Below are 21,877 nucleotides of genomic sequence, written 5' to 3' on the forward strand. Positions count from 1 at the left end.
AAGGGGCAGGGTGAACTGACCTGCGCCTGGCCGGAATGTCCTGGGCCGACGGCGGCGTTGGTGCGGACATGGACTTCAACCAGCAGATCATCGACACCTTCCGCGCCAACGGCGGAGAGGTCAGCGAACCCGTCCAGTTCGGCAAGGGACTCGTGCTCGTACACGTACCCCGCAAGGACGGCAGCATCCGGATCGCGCCGCTAGCGGCCATCCACGAGGACGGTGCCTGGCACATCGTCGGGTCGGCCGGCGGCTCGCCCAAGCACCCCGCCTGGGTCTACGGCCTGCGCCGGACCGAGCAGGTGGACCTCGAGGTCCCGGGCGACCCCGTCGAGACCCTGCAGGTCAAGGTCGAGGAGATCACCGGCGACGAGCGCGACGCCTGGTGGGACCGCTTCAAGGCGTTCTCGAGCGGCTTCGCCGGCTACGAGAAGACGGCGGAGGGACGGGTGTTCCCGATCTTCCGGCTCGTGGGCTGACCCCCGCGCACCGACCTGGACCGCGCGGGCGCGATACAGGTCGGTGCGCCGGTGACCGGCGGTCGCGGCTCGGCCGGCGCCTCGCTGGGCTCAGCCCGGCAGGACCGAGCCGACCTGCTCCTGGATCTCCCCCACGATGTCCTCGATCGGCCTGGCGGCGTTGAAGGACGCGGCCATGCTCACGAACATGATCGCGGAGACGATGCGCGCCCGTGCCGCGGCGTCCTGCGCGGTACGGCGTCCGTCGCGCTGCAGGATCGCGGCGATCGCCTCCTCGGTCTGCTGACTCAGGCCGAGGGCTTCGCGGTGGTGAGGCTCGGCCGGGTCGCCGAAGATCATCTCGCGCAGATACGTCCGCCCGTTGTCGACCTGCTTGCGGTTGCACTCCACGACCGGCCGGACGATGGCCATCACCGCGTCGAGCGGGTCGGTGACGGCCTCGGCCGCCTGCTTTCCCCGGGCGAGGGCCTCGGCGTAGGTGGAGTTCTGCACGAGCAGCAGGAGCTCCCCCTTGGTCTTGGCGTAGAGGAACAGCGTGCCCGCGCCGATGTCTGCCTTGTCGGCGATCTCCTGGGTCGTGACGTCGTCGACGCCGCGCTCGGCGAAGAGCTCGGTGGCGGCGGCCATGATGCGTTCGAGCTTCAGCTGCTTGTTCCGCTCGCGCCGTCCGACCGGCTTGGAGGCGAGTGGCATGGCTGCCCTCCTTCGCTGCTGGGTGAGACCTGCTGAGTGGGATCAGAGCTGACGGCGGTCATTGTTCCACGGTGACCAGCGCCGTCATCGCTCGCCGTGGTCACCGCTCGTAGTGCTCGAGCGCCTTGCCGTCCTTCACGAACGTGAGTGCGTCGGTCACGTCGTAGGCGTGCGCGGCGGAGGCGTACGGGGCGAGCGCCTCGGACAGGCTCGCGAGCCCGGCGCTCCGGAAGAAGGCCGCCCGCGCCGCCGGGTCCGCGAAGCCGAGGAGGGACGCGTGGAACTGCTGGTCGACGGGGTTGTCGTGCGCGACGTGCGGGGTGTCCCAGAGCTTCTCGTTCCAGGGCAGGAACACCTGGGTCCGCAGCTCCCGGAGCTGCCCCCTGCCGGCGAGCGTGCTCGCGAGCTCGTTGAGGTGCTCGCGGAACGGGCCGGTACGGACCCCGGCCCGTCGTCGGAGATAGACCATCGCTCGCGCGCCGACCTGCTCGCCGGGCCCGGCGACGTCGTACCAGCGTGCCGACCTCGGCGGTCCGGCGTAGAGGAAGGTGCGGCGGAAGACGTTGATCTCGTCCTGGTAGGCCAGCTTGGTCTGCTTGCGGCCCAGCAGCGGGGCCAGGACGGATCCGAACGTCACCTCGGCGACGCCGTCGATCCGGCGGTCGGCAGGGATCGCGGTCTGGACGCCGGGGGTGGCCGGCCACAGTCCGGGGTTGTGCTCGGCCAGGTGGATCTGGCGGTACTCCTCGAAGCCCGGGGTCGCGGAGATGATCTTCGAGTGCGGGCCCTTCCAGTAGTCCACGCCCGTCTGGCGCGGCTGGTCGGTGCGGAACCACAGCGGGATCGAGGAGACGAGCGCCTTCTTCGTCGCGCGGTGCGTGGTCGCGCGGTGTGCAGCAGCCATGTTGTTGCCTTCGTTCGGTCGGGGGGTTCGGGGCAGGTCGGGCAGGAGCGGTCAGCCGGCGAGGAACTCGGCGGCGACCGGGGCGAACTTCTCGTGGAACTGGAAGATGCCGCCGTGCCCGGAGTCCGGGTAGATGACGAGCGTCGAGTTCTTGATGCGGCGGTGCAGGTCCTCGGAGAGGACGGAGGGCACCATGCGGTCGTTGTCGCCGTTGGCGATCAGGGTCGGCTGCGTGAGCTTCGACAGGTCGGAGGGCGCCGAGCGGCCGTACTTCTGGATCGCCTTGAGCTGGGTCCGGAACCCCTTCAGCGGCATGTCCGTGTCGCGATCCACGGTGCGCTCGTGGAGGCGCTTGATGAACGCCTTCGCGGCGGGCTTGCCGGTGGCGTTGCGGTTGAAGAACAGGAACTCCTTCGGGTCCGACCGGGTCAGGGTCGCGCGCAGGATGTCGTAGTAGGTGACGCCGACGACCTTGTCCATGTCCTTGCCGCCCCGGGGTCCGGTGCCGGTCAGGACGAGCTTGCGGACCAGCTCGGGGTGCTTGACCACGAGGTCCTGGGCGACCATGCCGCCCAGGGAGAAGGAGAAGATGTCGATGGTGTCGAAGCCGAGGGCCCTGATGAACGTGTAGGCGTCGTCGGCCATCGCCTCGACGTCGTCGGGAACGTCACCTGTGGAGGCGCCGACGCCGCGGTTGTCGAAGGTGATGACGTGGCGGTTCTGCGCGATCGCGTCGACGATCCGGGGGTCCCAGTTGTCCAGGGTCCCGGCGAGGTGCACGAAGAAGACGACGGGGATGCCGCCCTTCGGGCCGAGCTCCCGGTAGGCGTAGGTGATGCCGCCGGCGTCGATCGTGCGGGCCGGGGCCAGCGCGTAGGACGTGATGACGGATTCGTTCGAGGTGTCGTTGGTGCTCATGGTGCTCTCCTGTTTTCTGGTTCTGCGAATGGTGAGAAAGAAGGCGCGAAAGGCTGGTCAGGCCCTGGTGATGACTGCCTTGCCGCGGATGCCGCCCTTGCCGATCGACTGCACGGCCTGAAGGGTCTGGTCGAAGTCGTAGACCCGCCCGACGACGGGACGCAGCACACCCTTGTCGACGAGGGCGCCGATCTGGCGGAGCTGGTCGCCGCTGGGGTGTATGAAGAGGAACTCGTAGGTCACCCCGAGCTTCTTCGCCTGCCGGCGGACCTTCCGGCTGAGCGCTGCCATCACGAGGCGCAGGACCGGGTTCAGGCCTCTCTCGCGGGCGAACGCGGCGTCGGGCGGTCCGACGATCCCGACCACCTTGCCCCCCGGGCGCAGCACCCGGAGGGACTTCTCGAGCGTCTCCCCGCCGACGCTGTCCAGCACCAGGTCGTACCCGTCCAGGAGCTGCTCGAAGTCCTGGTTGCGGTAGTCGACGACGCTGTCGGCGCCGAGCTCCCGGACGAAGTCGATGTTGCCGGCGCTGGCAGTGGTCGCGACGGTGGCACCGAGGTGCTTGGCGAGCTGGATCGCGATGCTCCCGACGCCGCCGGCGCCGCCGTGGATCAGGACCCGCTGCCCGGGCTGCACGTTGCCCCGCTCGACGAGCGCCTGCCACGCGGTCAGGGCGACCATCGGCAACGAGCCCGCCTCCTCGAGCGTCACCGTCTCGGGCTTGAGCGCCAGGTCGGCCTCGTGCACCGCGATGCGCTCGGCGAAGGTCCCGATGCGGTCCATGCGGGGCTGGGCATACACCTGGTCGCCGAGGGCGAAGTCCCGCACCTTGGCACCGACACCGATCACCGTTCCGGCGACGTCGCCGCCCATGACCTGCGGGAGCTCGTACGGCAGGAACGACTTGAACGCTCCCGACCGGATCTTCTCGTCGACGGTGTTGAGCCCGGCGGCCTGGACCTGAACCAGCACGTCGCGCTCTCCGACGACGGGCTCGGGAACGTCCGCCTCCTGCAGCGGCTCCTGGTACTTCGTCATGACAAACGCATGCATGGTGGGTTCCTTCGAGTGGTGTTTCTGAGTTGACTCAACTTTGAGCGCACTCACTCGGATTGTCAAGAGATCGCGCACTGAGACGCGCGTCACCACTCCGCAAATGCCATACGAATGCCGTCGAACACGGGCAGAATGACTCCGGACAGCCATCTGAGGAGGACGCCATCACCCGGTTTCAGCGCGTACTGGTCACCGGAGCCGCAGGCCGCATCGGCCGCGCGGTCCTCGACGTGCTCGCCAGGGAGTCGGTGCCGGCCACCGCGCTGGTCCTGGAGGATCCGGGCGACCTGCCCGCCGACCGCGTCGTCGTGGGCGATGCCCGGTCGCCGGAGGCGGCGGCGCGGGCGATGGAGGGGGTCGACGGCGTCATCCATCTCGCGGCCATCCCGACCCCGCTCGACGACCCGCCGGAGGTCGTCTTCGGGACCAACACGCTGTCGACCTTCACCGTGCTCGACGCGGCGGGGCGCGCCGGCGTCCGCCGTGCGGTGATCGCGAGCAGCCAGGCCGCCTCAGGCCTCCCGTTCGCGGGGCGGGAGCTGCACCCGGTCTACGTGCCCGTCGACGAGGACACACCCGACCAGGCCGCCGACGCGTACGCCCTCTCGAAGCGGGCGGACGAGCTCACCGCCGACATGATGGCGCGGCGCTACGCGACGTCCGTAGTCGCGCTGCGGTACCCGTTCGTCGGGGGCACGGACGAGCGGCTCCCCGAGTACGCGGACGCCGTCGCGAAGGACCCGGCGATCGGCGCGGGGAGCCTGTGGGCCTACCTGGAGACGCGCGACGCCGCGGAGGCGGCCTGGCTCGCGCTGGGCTGCGCCGCCGACGGCGCCGTCGTCATCCACGTCGCGGCGCCCGAGACGCTGGTGCCGGAACCCACCGCCGACCTGCTGCGCCGGTACCACCCGCACACCCCGGTGCGCCGGCCGATCGAGGGGCGTGCGGTGCCCTACGACCTCACGGCCGCCGAGCAGGTGCTCGGGTTCCGGGCCAGGCACCACGTGGTCGGCACCCGATAGCGGCCCACGAGGTCACGCGAGCCGGGCCTCGACCCAGGCCCGGCTCACGTCCGCGCTGGCCCTCGGGTCCATCGAGGCCCGGTCCACCTCGATCATGACCCAGCCGTCCCATCGGTCCGGAAGCGCCGCGAGCACCGCGTCGAGATCCATGTCGCCGAGTCCCGGCTCGCGGAAGAGACCGCGGTCGACGACCGTGCTGTAGGGGGCCGGTTCCGCGCGGCTGGCCGCGGCCACCGTGAGGTCGAGATCCTTCACGTGGATGTCGACCAGCCGGTCGGCGTGCCGCTCCAGCATCCGCACGGGGTCGATCCCCGCCCACGCCAGGTGCCCGATGTCGAAGGAGGCACCCAGCAGGGACGCGGGTATCGCGGCGAGGGCGCGCTCGATCTCGTCCTCGGTCTCGATCCATGTCCCGACATGGTTGTGCAGTCCGGCGCGCACGCCTTCCGCGGCGAGGACCTCGGCCGCGGTTCCGAGCACGTCGATGACCCGGTCCAGGCGAGCGGCGTCGAAGTCCGCCCCGACGGCCGTCCGCTCCAGGGTGCGCCGCGTCCCGGGCGCCCAGCTCATCGCGGGCGCGAGGAAGACGGTGTCCAGCCCGAAGTAGTTCGACTCCTCGGCCTTGCGGCGGATGCCGTCGTACCAGCGCACCTCCTCGGCGCTGCCCGGAGCGAGCAGTGTGCCGTGGTCCTCCGGCAGGGCGATGCTCGCGTAGCCGGGCGCCAGGACGAGGCCGGTGTCCTCCACCATCCGCTCGTACGACTGCAGGGTCTGGGTGTCGAGCACCTCCATCATCACCGCGGCGAAACCCGCGTCCCGCACCTGGGAGAGGACGCCGGGATAGTCGGCCCGGAAGGCGGGGTCGGCGAAGAGCCAGAGGTCCTCGCTGTCCGGGTCCGACGGGTCGGCCTTCAGGTTGACCCACTGGATCGGGTTCAGGGCTACCCGGTCGGCGCGCAGCTTCATGCCGTCGCCTCCGTCGTGCTCGCCGTCGTGCCCGCAGTCGTGCCCGCCGACGTGCTCGCCGTCGTGCCCGCAGTCGTGCCCGCCGACGTGCCCTGGCGCGCGTTGTAGACAGTGGACCCGCCCGAGTCCACCCCCGCGCGGTAGGCGCGGAAGACGCCGAGCGCCTCCTCCCGGAGCACGTCCCGCACCACGCGGATGCCACGACGCTCGAACTGCTCCGCCCAGTCGCTGCCGAGCGGACCCTCGTCGAAGGTGGTGATCTCCTCGAGCTCCGGCCCGTCGCCCGCGACGACGAGCGTGCGCACCCCGGACCACATGGTCGCCCCGTAGCACTGGATGCACGGCCGCCAGTTGACGACGAGCTCGTGCGCGGGCAGCCCGGCGCCGCCGAGGTCCCATGTTCCCGACCGACCCTGTGCGAGCCCCAGCGCGACGACCTCCGCATGCCCGCTGGACACCCCGCTGGCGAGCACGACGTTCACGCCCACCGCGACGATGCGACCGGTCTCGCTCTCCGCGACGAGAGCGGCGAACGGGCCTCCGTTCCCCTCCCGCCAGTTGCGGTCGGCCAGGCGGTGCACGAGCCGCATCCGGTCGTCCCGGTCCGGGACGACGTCCGGCACGTCGGCCAGCTCGTCGCCCACCCACGGCGGCAGGGCGATGCGGTACTCGGTAGTGATGTGCTCTGCGAGCATGTTCGGCATCCTCTGGTCGATCCAGCGAGTAGTCAGTTGGCGAAGTAGAGCGTGCGTCCGGACAAGCGCTCTACCTCGCGGTGCACCGCCCCGCGAAGTAGAGCCGGTGTCCGGACACACGCTCTACTTCGCGGTGCGCCGCGCGACGGCTCGGGCGGTGCGGACGGCGGTCACCGCACCGGTGAGGGTGGCGTTCGCGACCACGGGGGTCGGCACCGCGCCGGTGCCGGCGACGTAGAGGTTCTCGAACCCCCAGACCCGTCCGGTGGCGTCCGCGACGCTCGTGCCGTCGTCGTGCTCCCCGATCCGGACGGTGCCGGTGAGGTGCAACGACGATCCGGGCGCCAGGAGCGCCCGCTCCGTCTCGGGGTCGAACGGCCCGAACAGCTCGGCGATCTCCTGCACCCGGGCGAGCGCGCGGTCGACGAGCTCGAGGTCGGTCGGCGAGTAGGCGAACTCGACGCTGATCCGCGGCAGGCCCGCCGCGTCCGTCTCGGTCTCGGAGAACACGAGGCGGTTCGCGGGCCGCGACTCCACCGGGGAGTAGAACGACAGGCCGACCGAGTGGGCGAGCGGCCGTCCGGCCTCGTCGGCGTATGTCGTGTTCATGATCTGCCCGTGGAACGGCTGGTCCGGGCCGTTCTGCGGGATCCAGAGCGAGTCGGTGCAGAACTCCCCCACCCGCGGCAGCGGCAGCGTGGCGAGGTCGAGCCCGAACCGCTCGACGTCCATGAGGACCCGCCCGGTGACGAACGCGTGCTCGTTCAGGTAGCGCCCGAGCGCCCACGGCCTGATCCCCGAGGCGAAGAGCAGCTGCGGCGTGCGCAGCGCGTCCGCGCACACCACCACGGTGTCGGCGAGCAGCTCCTGCTCCGCCCCGTCGGTGACCCGCCGGACGCGCGCGCCCCGCACCCGGTCGCCGTCGACCAGCAGCCTGGTCACGAGGACGCCGGTGAGCAGCTCGAAGCCGTCGTCGCCGCCGGACGCGATCGGCGGGAAGATCACCGACGGGCCCGTGCGGACCAACGGTCCTTCGGCGGCCGGCGCGACCGCCATCGGCATGGGCTGCGGCGCACGGCCGGCCGGCCCGACGCCGGCGAGGTGCTCCCCGAGCACGTCGAGCACTACCTGCCCCGCCTTGGTCGGCCCGATGGGGGCCGGATGCACACCGAGCACCCGGCGCGCGGTCGCCAGGTCGTCCGACCAGCCGTCCGGGTCGCCGCCGTCGAACACCTCCTCGCCCGCGGGCCACGGGGTGGCCGCCGTCCAGTGCACGCCCATCCCGCCCGCGTTCCACGCGATGGCCGCGCCCGGCATCGCCTCGGCGTCCTCGCCGAACGCGAGCGCGTGGAACATCCCGGGCCCGAGCCGTCCGACGTCGCCGACGGGCTCCCGAACGACGTCGGCCCCCGTGTACATGCCCTGGATGCCGCTCGCGACGCGCTCGTTGTAGCGCTCCCAGAGCTCGGGCTCCGGCACGTCGTGCAGGTGCAGGCCCGGGGTGGCCCCGATCGCCGTGCCCGCGTCGACCATGAGGATCCGGACGGCCGGGTCGGCCTCCCGGACCAGCCGGGCGACCGTCGAGCCCATGAGGCCGCCGCCGACGATCAGGACGCTGGTGCTGCGCGAATAAGTCAAAAATCCTCCATAAGCAGGTGTCAGACGTACAGGTCACGCGGGTGACCTGTACGTCTGACAGGTCGTCACGCCTCGTGCACGACCGGGCCGAAGAGCTGGGTATCCATGCGGTCCAGGGCGAACTTGAGTGCGCCGATGAGCGGGCCGTCGGGGCCGAGCGAGGTGGCTCGCAGCTCGATGTCCGGGTTGCGCGCGGCGCGCATCCGCTCCCGGACGCGCGGCAGGAGCACGTCCGCGGCGTCCTCCATCCCGCCGCTGAGCACGATGAGCGACGGCGCTATGGTCCAGGACAGCGTGGTGAGGATCGACACGATGTGCTCGACGAACTCGTCGACCTCGGCCAGGGCCGCCGGATCCCCCGCGCGCGCGGCCTGCACCCGGTCCCGCGCGAACGCCCGCTCGCGCGGGACCGGGGACGTCAGCCACGCGATGGGATGCTCGTCGAGGGTGCCGGCCCGCATCGACGCCGCCTCGACGATCTCGCCCGCCGCCCCCTCGAAGCCACGGTGCACCGCACCACGGATGAGGATGCCGAGGCCCGCGCGGCTGCCCAGCTGCGCCCAGACGACGTCGTCGTGGTCGCGCGCCACGCCCCGCCAGCGCTCGGCGAGAGCGCCGAGGTTGGCGTCGTTGTCCGCGAACCAGGGAATGCCGATCCGGCTGCCCAGCTCTGCGGGCAGGTCGACGCCCGCCCAGTGCTCGGTGAACACCAGCCGCCGGACGACGCCGTCGGCATCGATGGCCCCACCGCTCGCGACGGCGCCCGCGCGCAGGCGGTCGACCGTCCCGCCGGCGTCGACCAGCGCCTCCCGCACCAGGTCGGCGGCGTCGTCGAGCGTGGACCGCGGGTCGTGGTACTCCCGCAGCGCGCGGCGGGCGCGACCGAGGATGTTCCCGCGCACGTCGGACACGACCGCGGCGCCCTCGAGCGTGTTCACCCGGACCGCGGCGAGCAGGGCGTGCTGGGCGCGGAGCTCGAAGCGCCGCGGCGGCCTGCCCGCCCCGCCCGAGAGCGGCACCCGGTCGAGCTCGGCGACCCAGCCCGCGTCCACGAGCGCGACGAGGATCAGCTCGATCGTGCGCCGCGACAGGCCGGTCCGCTCGGCGAGCGCCGTCATCGTCATCGCCTCGGCGGAGACCGCGAGCGCCCGCAGCGCCGCCGCTGTGTTGACCCGGCGGATGCCGCTCTGGTCCAGTCCCGACGTCACGTGAGCCCCCTCACTTCAGCCCCGTGGCGGCAAAGCCCTGCACGAAGTAGCGCTGCAGGAAGAGGAACAGTACGAGCACGGGCAGCATCACGACGATGGCGCCCGCGAGCATGAGCCCGTAGTCGGTGATGTTGTGCGCGGCCTGGCTCGCCGAGGCCAGCCCGACGGGCAGGGTGTAGGTCGACGCGCTCTGGGCCACGATGAGCGGCCAGATGAAATTGTTCCAGGAGGCGAGGAACGACATGATCGTGACAGTAGCGAGGGCAGGCCCGGCCAGGGGCAGGAAGATGCGGAAGAAGATGCGGAGCTCACCCGCGCCGTCGATCCGCGCGGCCTCGAGCAGCTCGTCGGGTACCGCCGACGCGTACTGCCGCATGATGAAGATCGAGATCGGCAGCGCGAGGCTCGGCAGCGCGATCCCGGCGAGGGTGTCGACGAGGCCGAGGTTCATGGTGACGACGAACTGCGGGACGAACGTCGCGGTGTACGGCACCATGAGCGCGGCCATGACGGCGCCGAAGGCGATCCGCTTGCCGGCGAAGTCGAACTTGGCGAGCGCGTACCCCGCCGCCGACGCGGCGACGAGGTTGCCCGCGACGACGACGGCCGCGACGACGACGCTGTTCCCGAGGTAGGTGCTGAACTCCTCCGCCGCGAACAGGCGCACGAAGTTGTCGAAGGTCACCTCGCTCGGCAGCCACGCGCCGGGGTCGGCGCGGATGTCGTCCAGGCTGCGCAGCGACCCGCTCGCCACCCACAGGAACGGCAGCAGGGTGAGGCCGGCGACCACGGCGAGGGCTGCGTACAACGCCGCGGACCGCAGCACCTCCGGTCCGGGACGCGTGGTCCGGGTCGGCGCGGCCACGGTCAGGTGCGGTGTGGTCATGCGCGGGGCCTCAGCAATCTGAACTGGACGATGCTCACGACGGCCACCAGGACCAGGATGACGAATGACGCGGCGGACGAGAGCCCGAGCTGGCCGAAGCCGAACTGGTGGTACGTGTAGAGCGCTATCGACTCGGTGGACCCGAGCGGTCCGCCGTCGGTGAGCAGGTACGGCTCGTCGAACACCTGCAGGTAGAACACGGTGAGCAGCACGGAGACGAGCAGGATGGTCGGGATGAGCAGGGGCAGCGTGATGTGCCACAGCCGGCCCCACCACCCCGCGCCGTCCAGGGCAGCCGCCTCGTGCACGTCCTCCGGTACGCCCTGCAGCCCGGCCAGGAACAGCACCATGGCGATGCCGAAGTTGCGCCACACGCCGAGCAGGATCACCACCGGCATCGCCAGGTTCGGGTCGCCGAGCCAGTTCGGGCCGGCGAACCCGAGGTTCGCAGCCACCTCGTTGACGGTGCCGTTCGTGTTGAACGCGTACTGCCAGATGAGCGCGACGGCCACGACGTTGGTCACCACGGGGGCGAAGAAGATCGTCCGGAAGAAGCCCCGCATCCGCCGCACCCCGGCGTTCAGCGCGACGGCGAGGGCGAACCCGATCAGCATCGTGAGCGGGACCCCCACCAGCACGAAGACCGCCGTGTTCCCGAGGTCCCGGACGAACCGGCCGTCGGCGAAGAGCCAGGCGTAGTTCTCCAGGCCGACGAAGTCGACCGCGAACGGGTTGCGCAGGTCGGTGCCGCGCAGGTCCGTGAGGCTGAAGCCGAGTGCGGCGATGGTCGGGATCGCCGTGTAGACGAGGAAGACCACGAAGAACGGCGTCAGGAACAGCCAGGCGACGACGGTGCGGCGCTGCGCGCCGGATCCGCGCGGACGTCGCGGGCCGGGCTGACGGGGCGCGGGCCGCACGGCCGGCGGCGCACCCGGGGTGATGGTCGCGGTCATGAGCGCGTCACTCCGTCCCGGTGCCCAGGCTCTCGGCGAAGGACTGGATGGCCGCGGCGGCCTGCTCCGGCGTCTGCTGCTCCTTGGCCACCGCCTCCATCTCGACCCCGAGCTGCGTCGCGATCTGGGCCCAGGGCTCCACCTGCGGGTAGGTCCGGGCGTTCTGGAGCTGGTCGAAGAAGGCGTCGAGGAGCGGCTGGTCCGCGATCGCGGGGTCGTCCCAGGCGGACCGGACCGCGGGGAGGGAGGTCAGCGCCTCGTACTGGGCGACCTGCGTCTCTGGCTCGGCGAGGTGGCGCAGGAGCTTCCAGGCCGCGTCGGGGTTGTCGCTGTCGGTCGGCACACCCCAGCTGCCGCCCGCGATCGCGCCGACGCTGCCGCCGGCGCCGCCCGGCAGCGCAGCGGTCGCGACGTGCTCCTGCGTCCAGCCCTGCTCGCCGGCCACGTCGTCGAGCTGCCCGATCACCCAGGGGCCGGTCATCATGGCGCCCGTCCTGCCCTCGACGAAGTACGGCTGGGAGTCGAGGAAGCCGGGCGCGTCGGGGTCGGCGATCCCGGAGGTGAAGAAGGACTGGTTGTACGTGAGCGCGTCGACCATCTCCGGGGTGTCGAGGGTCCACTCGGTGCCGTCGTCCGACATCGGCGCGCCGCCTGCCTGCCACAGGTACTGCGTGACGTCCTGGCCGTTGTAGACGTCCCAGCCCACGTCCGCGCCCAGGCCCTGCTCAGCGCCTCCTTCCTGGAGGGCCTCGAAGAACGGGATCACGTCGTCCCATGCGGCGGGCGCCTCCGCGCCGGCGGCCTCGGCGAAGTCGGCGCGGTAGACGAGCGCGTACGTGTAGGCGTACCACGGGACGGAGTAGGCGACCCCGTCGACGACGCCGGACTCCCACGCGCCGGGGAAGAACGAGTCGCCGTCGACCAGGTCCTCGGGCACGGGAGCGAAGGCGCCGCCCGCGATGAACTGGGCCTGTGACTCGGTGTAGAGCTGCGCGACGTCGGGGCCCGCGCCTCCGGCGACCGCCGACTGCAGCTTGGTCGTGTACTCGTCCGCCGGGACCAGCGTGATCTGCAGGTCGAGGTCCGGGTTTGCCTCCTTGAAGGAGGCGAGGACGTCGTCGAGCGCGGTCGCGTCGCCGTCGGGAGCCCACAGCTCCACGGTGCCGGTGGCGGGTTCGTCGTCGACGCGGGTCGACGGGGCGGACGATGCGGGGTCGGCGCTGCGGCCGCAGCCGGCGAGCGCGAGGACGGGGAGGAGGGCGGCGGCGGCGAGCCGGACTGAGGGGCGGACCGAGGGGCGGCGAGAGAGTGGCACGAGGGGCTCCTATCGCGAGAGTCGGTGGGGGCCGACGCAAGCAGACACATTGTGCTGACTAGTAGCGATTTAGGACCCACTCGGTGCGGGCCTGTTTTTCAAGGTAGGGGCGGCCCGTTTCGCCGGCATGACGCGAGAGTGACGAATAATTTCGGCGGAAACAGCACAATCCCGGGGCGGAGGAGCCTTCCGCCGGTGCCGCCGGCCTACGTGCGTGCGACCGCCGGGTGCGTGTGCGCGACCGAGAGCAGGATCCTCGCCGCCTCGTCGCCGACCACTGCCCAGCGGTGCCGGATGTCGGCCGGGTGGCTGATCGCGTCGCCGGCCCCCAGCCGCCAGGAGCCCTCGTGCTCCAGGGTGACCTCCACCTCGCCGTCGACCACGTAGACGGTCATCTCGCCGTCGGACTCGAACCAGCCGCCGAGGTCAGCGCCGGGCTCGACGCGGTACTCGACCACCTCCAGCAGGTGGCCGGCACCTCCGGACAGGAGCCGCCCGCTCGCCGCCCCCGGCACATCGGAGACCCGCAGCTCACGCCCCTCGCCCTGGCGCAGCACGGAAACGCCGCGCGGCGCGCTCACCGGCGGCATGAGCTGGCTCGGCGGTAGCCCGAGCGCGTGCGCGAGCCGGTAGAGGCTCGACAGCGACGGGCTCGTCTCGCCCTTCTCGACCTGGCTCAGGAACGGCTGGCTCATCTCGCTCGCGCGCGCGAGGGCGCGCATCGACAGCCCCGCGGCCTCGCGCGCCCGCCGGATCGCCTGCCCCACCGCGGCGCGGACGTCGTCCGTGGCGTCCGGGTTCTTTAACACGGCCTTAACCACGGCTCCTCGATCCTGATCCATGCTGATAACCAATACCTATCACTCAGGGAGACCAGCATGTCAGCATTCCACGTCCCGGCGATCGACATCGCCCCCTACGTAGCCGGCGGCACCGACGTGGACCGGAGCGAGGTCGCCCGCCAGGTCGACGAGGCTGCCCGCACCGTCGGCTTCATGCAGGTCCTCGGGCACGGCATCCCGCTGGAGGCCTGGGCACGGCTCGGCCGGGCCAGCGACCGGTTCTTCGAGCTCCCGCTGGAGGTGAAGAAGCAGTACCGCGCGCCCGCCGGAGTGAACCGCGGCTACAGCCCGCCCCGGTCGGAGCGGCTGAGCCTCAGCCTGGGCGTCGAGAAGGCCGAGCGCATGAACGACTTCTTCGAGGCCTTCAACGTCGGCGCGGCCGCCGCGGACTACCCGCACGCCGACGTCGACCCCGGCATGTACTCCGAGAACATCTGGCCCGCCGAGAGCGACACCTTCCAGGACGACGTCGAGCTGTGGATGTCGCACGCCAGGGCCGTGGCCCGGGTCATGATGCGGGTCTTCGCCGACGCGCTCGGCCTGCCCGCCGGGTACTTCGACGCGTACACCGACCACTCGCTCGACGTCCTGCGCATGAACAACTACGCCCTCCCCGAGGGCGAGCGCGTCGAGCTCGACGGCGACCTCATCGGCATGGGCGAGCACACGGACTTCGGCATCGTCACGCTGCTCTGGGCCGACGACGTGAAAGGCCTCCAGGTGCTCGACGACGACGGCGGCTGGAACGACGTCTCCCCGCTGCCCGGCGCCCTGCTCGTGAACCTGGGCGACCTCACGGCGCGGTGGACCAACGAGCGCTGGAAGTCGACGCTGCACCGCGTGAAGCCGCCCGTGATCGACGGCCGCATCAAGCGGCGCCGCTCCGCCGCGTTCTTCTTCGACGGCAACGTCGACGCCGTCATCACCACGCTGCCCGGGTGCGTCGCCGAGGGCGGGACCGAGCTGTACGGGCCGATCACGGTGGGCGAGCACATCGAGGCCAAGCTCAACGGCTCGCGCGGCCTCGTGAACAACACGACCGACACGGAACGCGAGGCCGAGCGGGTCCTGACCAGCCGCTCCTGACCGGCCCAGCGGTCCGCTCCGGGAACACGCTTGGGCATGGTTCCTGTGCCGGAACCATGCCCAAGCGTGTTCTCGAGGCGGACTATGCGTTGCGGTCTAGCCGCAGTGCTCGTTCAGCTCGAAGTTGTGCACCACCGTCTGTCCCTTGATGATGCGCGCGTTCTTCGACTCCGGCGGGTACCCCGTCGCCGAGCTGAGCAGCGACAGCCGGTTGTTCGAGATCCCCATCCAGCGGGCGTAGCCGCCGTCCGGACCGGTGACGAGCGTGATGTCGAACTCGGACCCGTCGATGACCACGAACGCTCCCTCGAGCGGGACCGTCTCGTCGTCACAGGTGGCACCCGTGACCGTGCCGGCGATCTTGCCCCAGGTCGACGGCGGGGTCACTCTCAGCCCGATCTCCACCCGCGGCTCGTCGTACGGCGTGCTGCCGTTGACCACGACGTCCGACGTGTAGCTGCCCGGCTGGTCGACACGGCTGCTGTCCATGCGCACCCGCACCGTCGCGGAGTCACCCGGGTTCAGCCTGAACGACGGCGGCTGGACGTCGAGCCACGGCACCTCGACCGTGGTCTCACCGGTGACGTTCAGCACCGTGTGCATGTCGGGGAAGCCGACCTCCTCGGTGGTGGCGGGCTCGGCGTTGCCGCAGGCCTCGCTGGCGATGTACGACGGCGCGGTCTCCGGCTCGGCGTTCGAGCCGATGAAGAACACGCCACCCGCATGTCCGACGACCTCGACCACGAGCGTGCTGCCCGCCGGTGCGACACCGGTGACCGGCACGTCCACCATCGTGAGCCGCTGGGGCTCCAGGGTGACGTCGGACGAACCCAGCAGGGTCATGTTGTCGTAGACGAGGTCCCCGTCGAGCTCGTACAGGTTGACCGTCACATCGGCGGCCGACTCGACGGTCTCCACACCGAAGGACACGTTCGTCACGGAGAACTCGCCCTCGATGTCGAAGTCCTCCAGGGTGAACGTCCGCAACCACTGCGTCTGCTCACCGATGCAGGCCGCCGAGTTGTCGGGCGCGATGTCCTGCGACGAGGAGTGCGTGATGGTCGTCCCCGCCGCGAGGAGCGACGGCGGCGCGGCGGGCGTCACCGCAGGGCCCCCCTTCGTCCCGTTGCGAGCCAGCCGGTCGCCGCCCTTCGTGCTCTTCCCGGCCGTGCCGGCCTTGCCCGACGGCGCAGCCGTGCTCACCTCGGTCGCCTCACCGACGGCACCCTTGATGACGCCGGGGCTGCTCGCCGACCCGAGGATCTCGAAGTCGGACGACCCGGGCGCCACCTCGACGTGCGCGGGCGCGGTGCCCTCGTTCGTCACGACGAACTCGCTCGACCTGGCGCCGCCCATGCGGACCTCGCGGTGGATCGACTCCGGCTCGACCGTCAGGACCGGGGCCGCGAGCTTCACGCCTCGCCGGACGACGGCGTCGGCGACGACCTTCACGGCCGCCTCCTTCGACCTGTAGTCCTTGGCCGAATAGCGGATCTCCCGCTCATGGAGCTTCGGCGAGAACAGCGAGTAGTACCCGCGCCCCACCTTTGGGTTCTCCGGGTCCAGCGTCTTCGTGCTCTGCTTCCCGGTCTTCACCGTGGCACCGTTGATGCCGGCGCCGGTGTTGACGTCCCGGACGGTCCCGGCGACGAGGCCGCCGGTGACCGGCAGGCACGCGCCGAGAGAGACGTTGTCGATCTGCCACCAGCCGGACCACTCGGCGACGCCGTAGTGGAACTGGATCCGCACGTCGGACTCGCCGCCCGCACCCGGGAGAGCGACGATCGCGCGCCCTTCGGCGTCGGAGGTCTGGTGCAGCGCCGGCTCCCAGGTCTCACCACCGTCGATGCTGACGTTGACGTCGGCGGACTCGGCGCCGAGCGGCAGGTAGCTCTGGTCGAACGTCAGGAGCGGCTCCTCGACGTCGGACAGGTCGTAGGACCGTGACGTGAGGGTCGTGTCCTGTGACCCGCCCTCGCCGTAGGCATCGCTGTTCACCTCGGCGAACAGGCCTTCGCCGCCGGTCATGTTGCCGTATCCGAAGGCGTCGTCGAACGTCCAGACCTGCTCGGTGCCCGCCAGGTCCTCGACGGTCCAGCCGCCGGGCACCTCGCCGGACTCGAACTCCTCGGTCGCGACGCCCGCCCCGGTCATGGCGTAACCCGGGGCCGTGCACTCGTTGAGGATGGGCAGCGCGGCGTCGGCGGACAACGGCTCAGTACCCACCTCGACGTCCCGCGTGAACGTCGTGTACCCGGTCACGGACGACTGCACCACCAGGGTGTGCGTGGCCTCCTCGGGCAGCTCGAACGAGTACTTCCCCGTGAACGGGTCGGTCCACGCCACGACGCTGCTCGGCGCGCCCTGCACGGTGACCTTGGCGTCGAGCGGCCAGCCGTGCCCGGAACCGTCGGTGACGGTACCGCTCACGGTGGTGGTCGGTGCGGCCTCCAGGGAGATGTCGACAGTGGCGGTCTCGCCCTCGACGACGTCGGCCTGCGCCGTCCCGGCGAGGAAGCCGAAGGCGGAGACGCTCAGCTCATGGGCGCCCTCCTCCAGGCCGAGGCGGTAGGCGCCCTCGGCGTCGGTGGTGTCGGAACGCTCACCAGCGGTGACCCGCGCGCCGGCGACCGGGTCGCCGTCGGGCCCGGTGACGGTGCCTCCGACGAAGCCGTAGCCGTCGATCGGCGCGTTGCTGACCAGTGCCTCTACGTCGAGCTTGCCCTCGCCCCACACGTTGTTGTCGGCGGTGGTGCCGCCGCAGGAGTCGTCGGCGACGTCGGTGGAGGTCCCGTCCAGGAGCTCCTTGGTGGCCTCGATGTCACCGACCAGGACCGGAGCGGCGCTCCACAGGAGGGCGACGGCGCCCGCGAGGTGCGGGGAAGCCATGGACGTCCCGCTGAACTCGGCGTAGTCGCCGCCGGGTATGGAGGACCGCACCTCGTCACCGGGCGCTGCCAGGTTCGGCTTGGTCTCGCCCTCCTCGCCCGGGCCGCGCGAGGAGAACACCGCGATGTCGCCGCTCTCCCCGAATGCGCCCGCCGCGTAGGTGGCCAGGTTCGCGCCGGGGGACGACGTCGACTGGCAGCCGGCCTCGCCCGCGTTGCCCGCCGCCCACGCACCGAAGATGCCCGCGGCCTCCCAGGCCGCGATCTCCTCGGACATGAAGTCGTTGATGGCGCCGGGCTCCGTCATGCCCCACGAGTTGTTCACGACGTGCGGGCGCTGCGACGGGTCGGGGTCCGAACCGTCGGCGCGCGTCGGCGCGAGGATCCACTGCCCGGAGGCGAGCAGGTCCGCGTCGGAGCAGGTGGCGCAGCCGTTGGCCGCGATCCAGTCGGCGTCGGGTGCGACGCCGATCTGGTTGCCCGCACCGTCGTCGCCCACCATGGTGCCCATCACGTGGGTGCCATGGGCGTCGATGTCGCAGGGCGCGCCGTCGCAGGAGTCGCTCGCGTCGAACCAGTTGTAGTCGTTGCTCAGGCCCTCCTCACCGAGGTAGCCCCGGTAGTGCGACAGCAGGGCCGGGTGCTCGACGTCGACACCCGAGTCGATGTTGGCCACGGTGATGCCCTCACCCGTGTACCCCTGGTCCCACACGTCAGGCGCGTTGATCGCGTCCAGGCCCCACTCGGTGGCGAGCGGCGCGATGTCGGTCGGCGCCTTGCGCTCCACCGGCTCGATGGGCTGGGCGGCGAACCGCTCGTGGACCTGCTTGACCTCGCGGCTGGCGGCGACCTGCTTCGCGAGCTTCTCCGTGCCGTCCTCGACGAGGATCGCGTTGCTGATCCAGTAGGACTCGTACTCGGCGCCCGCGGCCTTCAGATCGGCGACGACGTCGGCCTGCGACGCCTTCGCCGTGCTGGTCAGGGCGTCGTAGACGAACTGGCCGCGGTCACCCCAGTCGGCGATGTCCTTGGCCGGTGCCAGGTCAGGGGTGTCGGCGAACCGGATCCAGAAGTCGGCGGACTCCTTGATCTCGAACCGGGTCTGCACGCCCGGCGTGATCTTGTCCGCCGCGCGCTCCGGGACGTCAGCGGCGACGGCTGGCGTGATCTCGGTGGGTGTTGATGTGCTCGCGAGCGCGGGGGTCACGCTCACCCCTGTTGCAAAGAGAACGCCGACCGCTGCGAGAGCGATCGGCGTTCGGCGGTGTGGCATGCGACTGTGCATTCTTGCCTCCGGGGTGCAAGCGCCCCGCGAGGGGACGCGACCACTGGCTCACGAACGTGTGCCGGGGTCCACTTTGGGAGGAAGAGGACCAAAAGAGCAACGAAAGTCAGCAGGCCGGCTCAGGCCGAACCTGATTCCACCGGTTCCTGTCGCACGCCGTCGACCTCCGGCGTCACTCGCCGCCCGACGGCGACCGCCATCGCGATGATCCCGAGGCAGCCGGCCACCACCACGCCGATGAAGCCGCCCGCCCAGCCGCGTTCCAGCAGCAGTCCCGCGACCACGGGGCCGGCGATCGTGCCCGCCTGGAAGGCCCCGGAGCTGATCGCGTTGTACCTGCCGCGCAGGTGTGCGGGCGCCATGTCGTTCGTCAGCGAGGGCAGCACGGACTGCATGAGGGTCTCCCCCAGCCCGAAGAAGCCGTGGAACACCAGGACGATGACGACGGCGGCGGTGCCGCCCGGCACGAGCCCGGCGCCACCGAGCAGCAGCCACGCCGTCGCCCACACCACGGCCATGGCCGCGAGCACCCGGGTGCGGCGCCGTCCGCTGACCCGGTTCATCACCCAGAACTGGAGCGCCACGATCACGACCGTGTTCACGACGAACGCGAAGCCGATCGTGCGGGTCGAGACCTCCGCCACCAGGCGCGCGAACGCGGGGAAACCGCCCTCCATCTGGCCGTACCCCACGAACGCCGCGAGCAGCCCCAGCCCGGACAGCCAGAGCACCTCAGGTCGGCGCAGGATGCTGAGGTAGCCCTCCGCCGCCTTGCTGCCGTCGGCGCCGTCGTCGGCCGGCCGGTCGACCCGGCCGTGCAGGTGCCGCAGCGGCCCCATGAGCACGACGACGGGGACGACGAACGTCGCGGCGTTCACCAGGAACGCCATCACGAAGGTCTCGGGCCGCTCGACGTCGACCACGAGACCGCCCACGACACCGCCCACGCCGACGCCGAGGTTCAGCAGCGCGAAGTTCACGCCGTAGTACCGCTGGCGCAGGTCGCCGTCGACGACGGTGGCGACGAGCGCGTTGACCGACGGCCACCCGACACCGAGCTGTACCCCGAAGAGCGCGAGCCCGAGAGCGGCGACTGCCGGGACCGTCGCGAACGCGAGCACCGCGTATCCGGCGACGGCGAAGAACAGGCCCGTGAGCATGACCCGTCGGGCGCCGTACCGGTCGACGAGGGCCCCCGCCGGACCGGTCACGAGCAGACCGACCACCGCGATCAGGCCCATGAGCGTGCCGGACAGGCCGAGCGAGAAGCCGCGCACCTCGTGCAGGTAGATGATCGTGAACGGCAGCGTCAGGCCGCGGCCGAAGAACTGCACGATGACCGTGGACAGGAGCCAGCGGCCGTCGTTGGGCAGCTCCGACCAGAATTCGAGGGCGCCGGAGCGTGGAGAGGATGTCACCGGCTGATTCTCGCCCGTGCCGCAGCAGGGCGACTAGCGGTTTTCGGACCCTGTGGTGTTCGCGACATCCGCACCGCCGGTGACGCCGGGCCCCGCCGGTCAGGCGTGCGCGAGCAGCTTCAGCGCGACGACCCCGACGGCGAGCGCCGCGAGCATGCCCAGCGCCAGGATCCGCGCGGGCCAGGGCAGCGCGGTGCGGCGGACGCCGAGCCAGGCGATGACCACGAGGGTCCCGATCAGCACGCCGACGCCGACCCGGAGCGCCGTCGTCACCTCCCACCACCCGATTCCCGCCGCCAGCAGGGCGAGCAGCGGGAACACGATGGTCACGAGGGCGCTGCCGCTCGTCCGCGTCATGGCGCCCAGGTGCTTCCGGTCCGGGAACCCGCCGTGCGCGGCAAGGTGCGCGATGAGCTCGGCGAGCCAGGCGGCGGCTACCGTGCCGACGGCGGTGATGGTCAGCGAGCCGGCGGCGGTCCCGGCGGTGAGCCCGTGGGCGTGCGCCAGCAGCGTGAGGATGACGGCGAGCGCAGCGAACGTGACGTACACGCGCTCGCGGAGCCGCTCGGCGAAGTTCTCCTTCTCGTCCTCGGTGAGCTCGCCGAGCGCGGAGAGGTCGGGGTGCGAGGGACGGCGGGGCTGGCTCATGGGTTCATTGTGGGGCGGGAGCGGGGGCCCGGGGTAACAGTACGAATCCGAGCTCTGTCACTGAGAGTAGACGTTGTCTACTCAGGGCAACACGCCCCGAATTCGTAGGGTCACCCCCGCGGCTCGCGCGGCGGTTCCGCACCGCGCCAAGCCTCCGCCAGAGCCTCGATCGACGGCCACCGCGCGTCGCGTTCGGCGTGTAGCGCCCGGGCGGCTACCTCGAGCTGTGCGTTCGAGCCGACCCACGCCTCGCGGGACTTCGTCGCGTCGTCGCCCAGGAAGGTATGTGCGAGCGCACCGAGCGCGAAGACGTTCGTGACCTCGTCCATCGGTGCGCCGAGCCGGTACTCCTCGGGCGACATGAACCGGGTCGAGCCCCACATCCGCCCCATCCGGTTGACCACCGGGCCCCGCTCGTAGAGGTCGAGATCGCACAGGGTGACCCGCCCGGCGTCGGCGTCGAGCATCACCGAACCGTCGTAGAGGTCGATCGCTACCCAGCCCCGCGCAGCGGCGTGCACGTGGAAGTCGTAGATCTGCTGGACGGCGTTGGTCCGGGCCGACACCGGGAGCGACCGGACGACGTGCCAGCGGTCGTACTGCCGGCCGAGCGGCGTCGCGTCGGTCCAGTCGAAGACGAGAGCGTGCCCGGCTCCGACATCGACGGCCTCGCGCAGCCGCACGAGCGAAGGATGGGCGAGCGCCCGGTACACCTCGGCCGACCGGCGGAGGTTCGCGACCGCCGTCCCGACGGCGCCGTCATACCGGGGAGTCGGTGCGCCCGCGTACTTGACGAACACCCTGCCCGCCGGCCCTTCGATGCCGAGGCAGAGGTTGCCGGAGTCCTGCTGGTCGAGCACGGCGAACACACGACCCCAGCGGGCAGCGAACGATAGGTCGTGCGGCGCGCGGAGGCGCACAGGTAGCCCGTCGAGCTCGGTGACGATCACGCGCGAGAGCCTAACGACCGTTGCGCT

General features: G+C 71.2%; 19 protein-coding genes. 3 read left to right on the plus strand and 16 right to left on the minus strand.

Features of this window, described 5'->3' with window-relative positions; all coding sequences use genetic code 11:
* Positions 1-68: 68 nt before the first annotated feature.
* Positions 69-479, plus strand: coding sequence for a nitroreductase/quinone reductase family protein (locus ACFO6V_RS18305; RefSeq protein WP_377137688.1), 411 nt, complete (start codon positions 69-71; stop codon positions 477-479).
* Between the two features lie 90 nt (positions 480-569).
* Here ACFO6V_RS18305 and ACFO6V_RS18310 read toward each other — a convergent pair whose 3' ends face one another.
* The 4 genes from ACFO6V_RS18310 to ACFO6V_RS18325 form a co-directional block, all read right to left on the minus strand.
* Positions 570-1,172, minus strand: coding sequence for a TetR/AcrR family transcriptional regulator (locus ACFO6V_RS18310; protein ID WP_377137690.1), 603 nt, complete (start codon positions 1,170-1,172; stop codon positions 570-572).
* Positions 1,173-1,272: 100 nt separating this feature from the next.
* Positions 1,273-2,076: a strictosidine synthase gene (locus tag ACFO6V_RS18315; RefSeq protein WP_377137692.1), complete on the minus strand. Its 804-nt coding sequence runs from the start codon at positions 2,074-2,076 to the stop codon at positions 1,273-1,275.
* A 51-nt stretch (positions 2,077-2,127) separates the two neighbouring features.
* Positions 2,128-2,994 carry an alpha/beta fold hydrolase gene (locus tag ACFO6V_RS18320; RefSeq protein ID WP_377137694.1) on the minus strand — a complete coding sequence of 289 codons (867 nt, stop codon included), beginning with the start codon at positions 2,992-2,994 and terminating at the stop codon, positions 2,128-2,130.
* A 57-nt stretch (positions 2,995-3,051) separates the two neighbouring features.
* Positions 3,052-4,047, minus strand: a complete 996-nt coding sequence (locus ACFO6V_RS18325) for an NADP-dependent oxidoreductase (RefSeq protein ID WP_377137696.1) — start codon at positions 4,045-4,047, stop codon at positions 3,052-3,054.
* A gap of 59 nt (positions 4,048-4,106) precedes the next feature.
* On the opposite strand from ACFO6V_RS18325, the gene ACFO6V_RS18330 reads away from it, so the two are divergent.
* The gene (locus ACFO6V_RS18330; protein WP_377137698.1) at positions 4,107-5,072 is read left to right on the plus strand and encodes an NAD-dependent epimerase/dehydratase family protein; all 966 of its coding nucleotides are present in this window, start codon (positions 4,107-4,109) and stop codon (positions 5,070-5,072) included.
* A gap of 12 nt (positions 5,073-5,084) precedes the next feature.
* Here the strand turns inward: ACFO6V_RS18330 and ACFO6V_RS18335 are convergent, their stop codons facing one another.
* From ACFO6V_RS18335 to ACFO6V_RS18370, 8 genes are all read right to left on the minus strand, one after another.
* Entirely contained in the window at positions 5,085-6,038 is a 954-nt protein-coding gene (locus ACFO6V_RS18335) for a sugar phosphate isomerase/epimerase family protein (protein WP_377137700.1), read from the minus strand.
* On the minus strand, positions 6,035-6,733 hold the full coding sequence (locus tag ACFO6V_RS18340; RefSeq protein WP_377137702.1) for a nucleoside deaminase: 699 nt from the start codon (positions 6,731-6,733) through the stop codon (positions 6,035-6,037). The genes ACFO6V_RS18335 and ACFO6V_RS18340 overlap by 4 nt, the downstream gene beginning before the upstream one ends.
* A gap of 123 nt (positions 6,734-6,856) precedes the next feature.
* Positions 6,857-8,371, minus strand: coding sequence for a GMC oxidoreductase (locus tag ACFO6V_RS18345; RefSeq protein WP_377137704.1), 1,515 nt, complete (start codon positions 8,369-8,371; stop codon positions 6,857-6,859).
* 65 nt (positions 8,372-8,436) lie between these two features.
* Positions 8,437-9,579: an ROK family transcriptional regulator gene (locus tag ACFO6V_RS18350; protein WP_377137706.1), complete on the minus strand. Its 1,143-nt coding sequence runs from the start codon at positions 9,577-9,579 to the stop codon at positions 8,437-8,439.
* Between the two features lie 10 nt (positions 9,580-9,589).
* The gene (locus ACFO6V_RS18355; RefSeq protein WP_377137708.1) at positions 9,590-10,465 is read right to left on the minus strand and encodes a carbohydrate ABC transporter permease; all 876 of its coding nucleotides are present in this window, start codon (positions 10,463-10,465) and stop codon (positions 9,590-9,592) included.
* Complete coding sequence (locus ACFO6V_RS18360; protein ID WP_377137710.1) at positions 10,462-11,418, minus strand: carbohydrate ABC transporter permease; 957 nt, start codon at positions 11,416-11,418, stop codon at positions 10,462-10,464. The genes ACFO6V_RS18355 and ACFO6V_RS18360 overlap by 4 nt, the downstream gene beginning before the upstream one ends.
* Positions 11,419-11,425: 7 nt before the next feature.
* On the minus strand, positions 11,426-12,733 hold the full coding sequence (locus tag ACFO6V_RS18365; RefSeq protein ID WP_377137712.1) for an extracellular solute-binding protein: 1,308 nt from the start codon (positions 12,731-12,733) through the stop codon (positions 11,426-11,428).
* A 206-nt stretch (positions 12,734-12,939) separates the two neighbouring features.
* The gene (locus ACFO6V_RS18370) at positions 12,940-13,542 is read right to left on the minus strand and encodes a helix-turn-helix domain-containing protein (RefSeq protein ID WP_377137714.1); all 603 of its coding nucleotides are present in this window, start codon (positions 13,540-13,542) and stop codon (positions 12,940-12,942) included.
* 69 nt (positions 13,543-13,611) lie between these two features.
* Between ACFO6V_RS18370 and ACFO6V_RS18375 the strand changes: the two genes are divergently transcribed.
* On the plus strand, positions 13,612-14,661 hold the full coding sequence (locus tag ACFO6V_RS18375; protein ID WP_377137716.1) for an isopenicillin N synthase family dioxygenase: 1,050 nt from the start codon (positions 13,612-13,614) through the stop codon (positions 14,659-14,661).
* Between the two features lie 96 nt (positions 14,662-14,757).
* Here ACFO6V_RS18375 and ACFO6V_RS18380 read toward each other — a convergent pair whose 3' ends face one another.
* The 4 genes from ACFO6V_RS18380 to ACFO6V_RS18395 form a co-directional block, all read right to left on the minus strand.
* Positions 14,758-18,756, minus strand: coding sequence for a S8 family serine peptidase (locus ACFO6V_RS18380; protein WP_377137718.1), 3,999 nt, complete (start codon positions 18,754-18,756; stop codon positions 14,758-14,760).
* 197 nt (positions 18,757-18,953) lie between these two features.
* On the minus strand, positions 18,954-20,252 hold the full coding sequence (locus ACFO6V_RS18385; RefSeq protein WP_377137720.1) for an MFS transporter: 1,299 nt from the start codon (positions 20,250-20,252) through the stop codon (positions 18,954-18,956).
* A 99-nt stretch (positions 20,253-20,351) separates the two neighbouring features.
* A complete protein-coding gene (locus ACFO6V_RS18390) occupies positions 20,352-20,900 on the minus strand; it encodes a hypothetical protein (protein WP_377137722.1) in 549 nt (182 codons plus the stop codon).
* 110 nt (positions 20,901-21,010) lie between these two features.
* Entirely contained in the window at positions 21,011-21,850 is an 840-nt protein-coding gene (locus tag ACFO6V_RS18395; protein WP_377137724.1) for a serine/threonine-protein kinase, read from the minus strand.
* Positions 21,851-21,877: the final 27 nt, after the last annotated feature.

The organism is Promicromonospora alba (assembly GCF_042654905.1).
Classification (GTDB): Bacteria; Actinomycetota; Actinomycetes; order Actinomycetales; family Cellulomonadaceae; genus Promicromonospora; species Promicromonospora alba.

What these genes read in the sequence shown, in the direction of transcription:
- ACFO6V_RS18305 (WP_377137688.1), top strand. Translation starts at nt 69, where the DNA reads ATGGACTTCAACCAGCAGATCATCGACACCTTCCGCGCCAACGGCGGA.
- ACFO6V_RS18310 (WP_377137690.1), bottom strand. Translation starts at nt 1,172, where the DNA reads ATGCCACTCGCCTCCAAGCCGGTCGGACGGCGCGAGCGGAACAAGCAG.
- ACFO6V_RS18315 (WP_377137692.1), bottom strand. Translation starts at nt 2,076, where the DNA reads ATGGCTGCTGCACACCGCGCGACCACGCACCGCGCGACGAAGAAGGCG.
- ACFO6V_RS18320 (WP_377137694.1), bottom strand. Translation starts at nt 2,994, where the DNA reads ATGAGCACCAACGACACCTCGAACGAATCCGTCATCACGTCCTACGCG.
- ACFO6V_RS18325 (WP_377137696.1), bottom strand. Translation starts at nt 4,047, where the DNA reads ATGCATGCGTTTGTCATGACGAAGTACCAGGAGCCGCTGCAGGAGGCG.
- ACFO6V_RS18335 (WP_377137700.1), bottom strand. Translation starts at nt 6,038, where the DNA reads ATGAAGCTGCGCGCCGACCGGGTAGCCCTGAACCCGATCCAGTGGGTC.
- ACFO6V_RS18340 (WP_377137702.1), bottom strand. Translation starts at nt 6,733, where the DNA reads ATGCTCGCAGAGCACATCACTACCGAGTACCGCATCGCCCTGCCGCCG.
- ACFO6V_RS18355 (WP_377137708.1), bottom strand. Translation starts at nt 10,465, where the DNA reads ATGACCACACCGCACCTGACCGTGGCCGCGCCGACCCGGACCACGCGT.
- ACFO6V_RS18360 (WP_377137710.1), bottom strand. Translation starts at nt 11,418, where the DNA reads ATGACCGCGACCATCACCCCGGGTGCGCCGCCGGCCGTGCGGCCCGCG.
- ACFO6V_RS18375 (WP_377137716.1), top strand. Translation starts at nt 13,612, where the DNA reads ATGTCAGCATTCCACGTCCCGGCGATCGACATCGCCCCCTACGTAGCC.
- ACFO6V_RS18390 (WP_377137722.1), bottom strand. Translation starts at nt 20,900, where the DNA reads ATGAGCCAGCCCCGCCGTCCCTCGCACCCCGACCTCTCCGCGCTCGGC.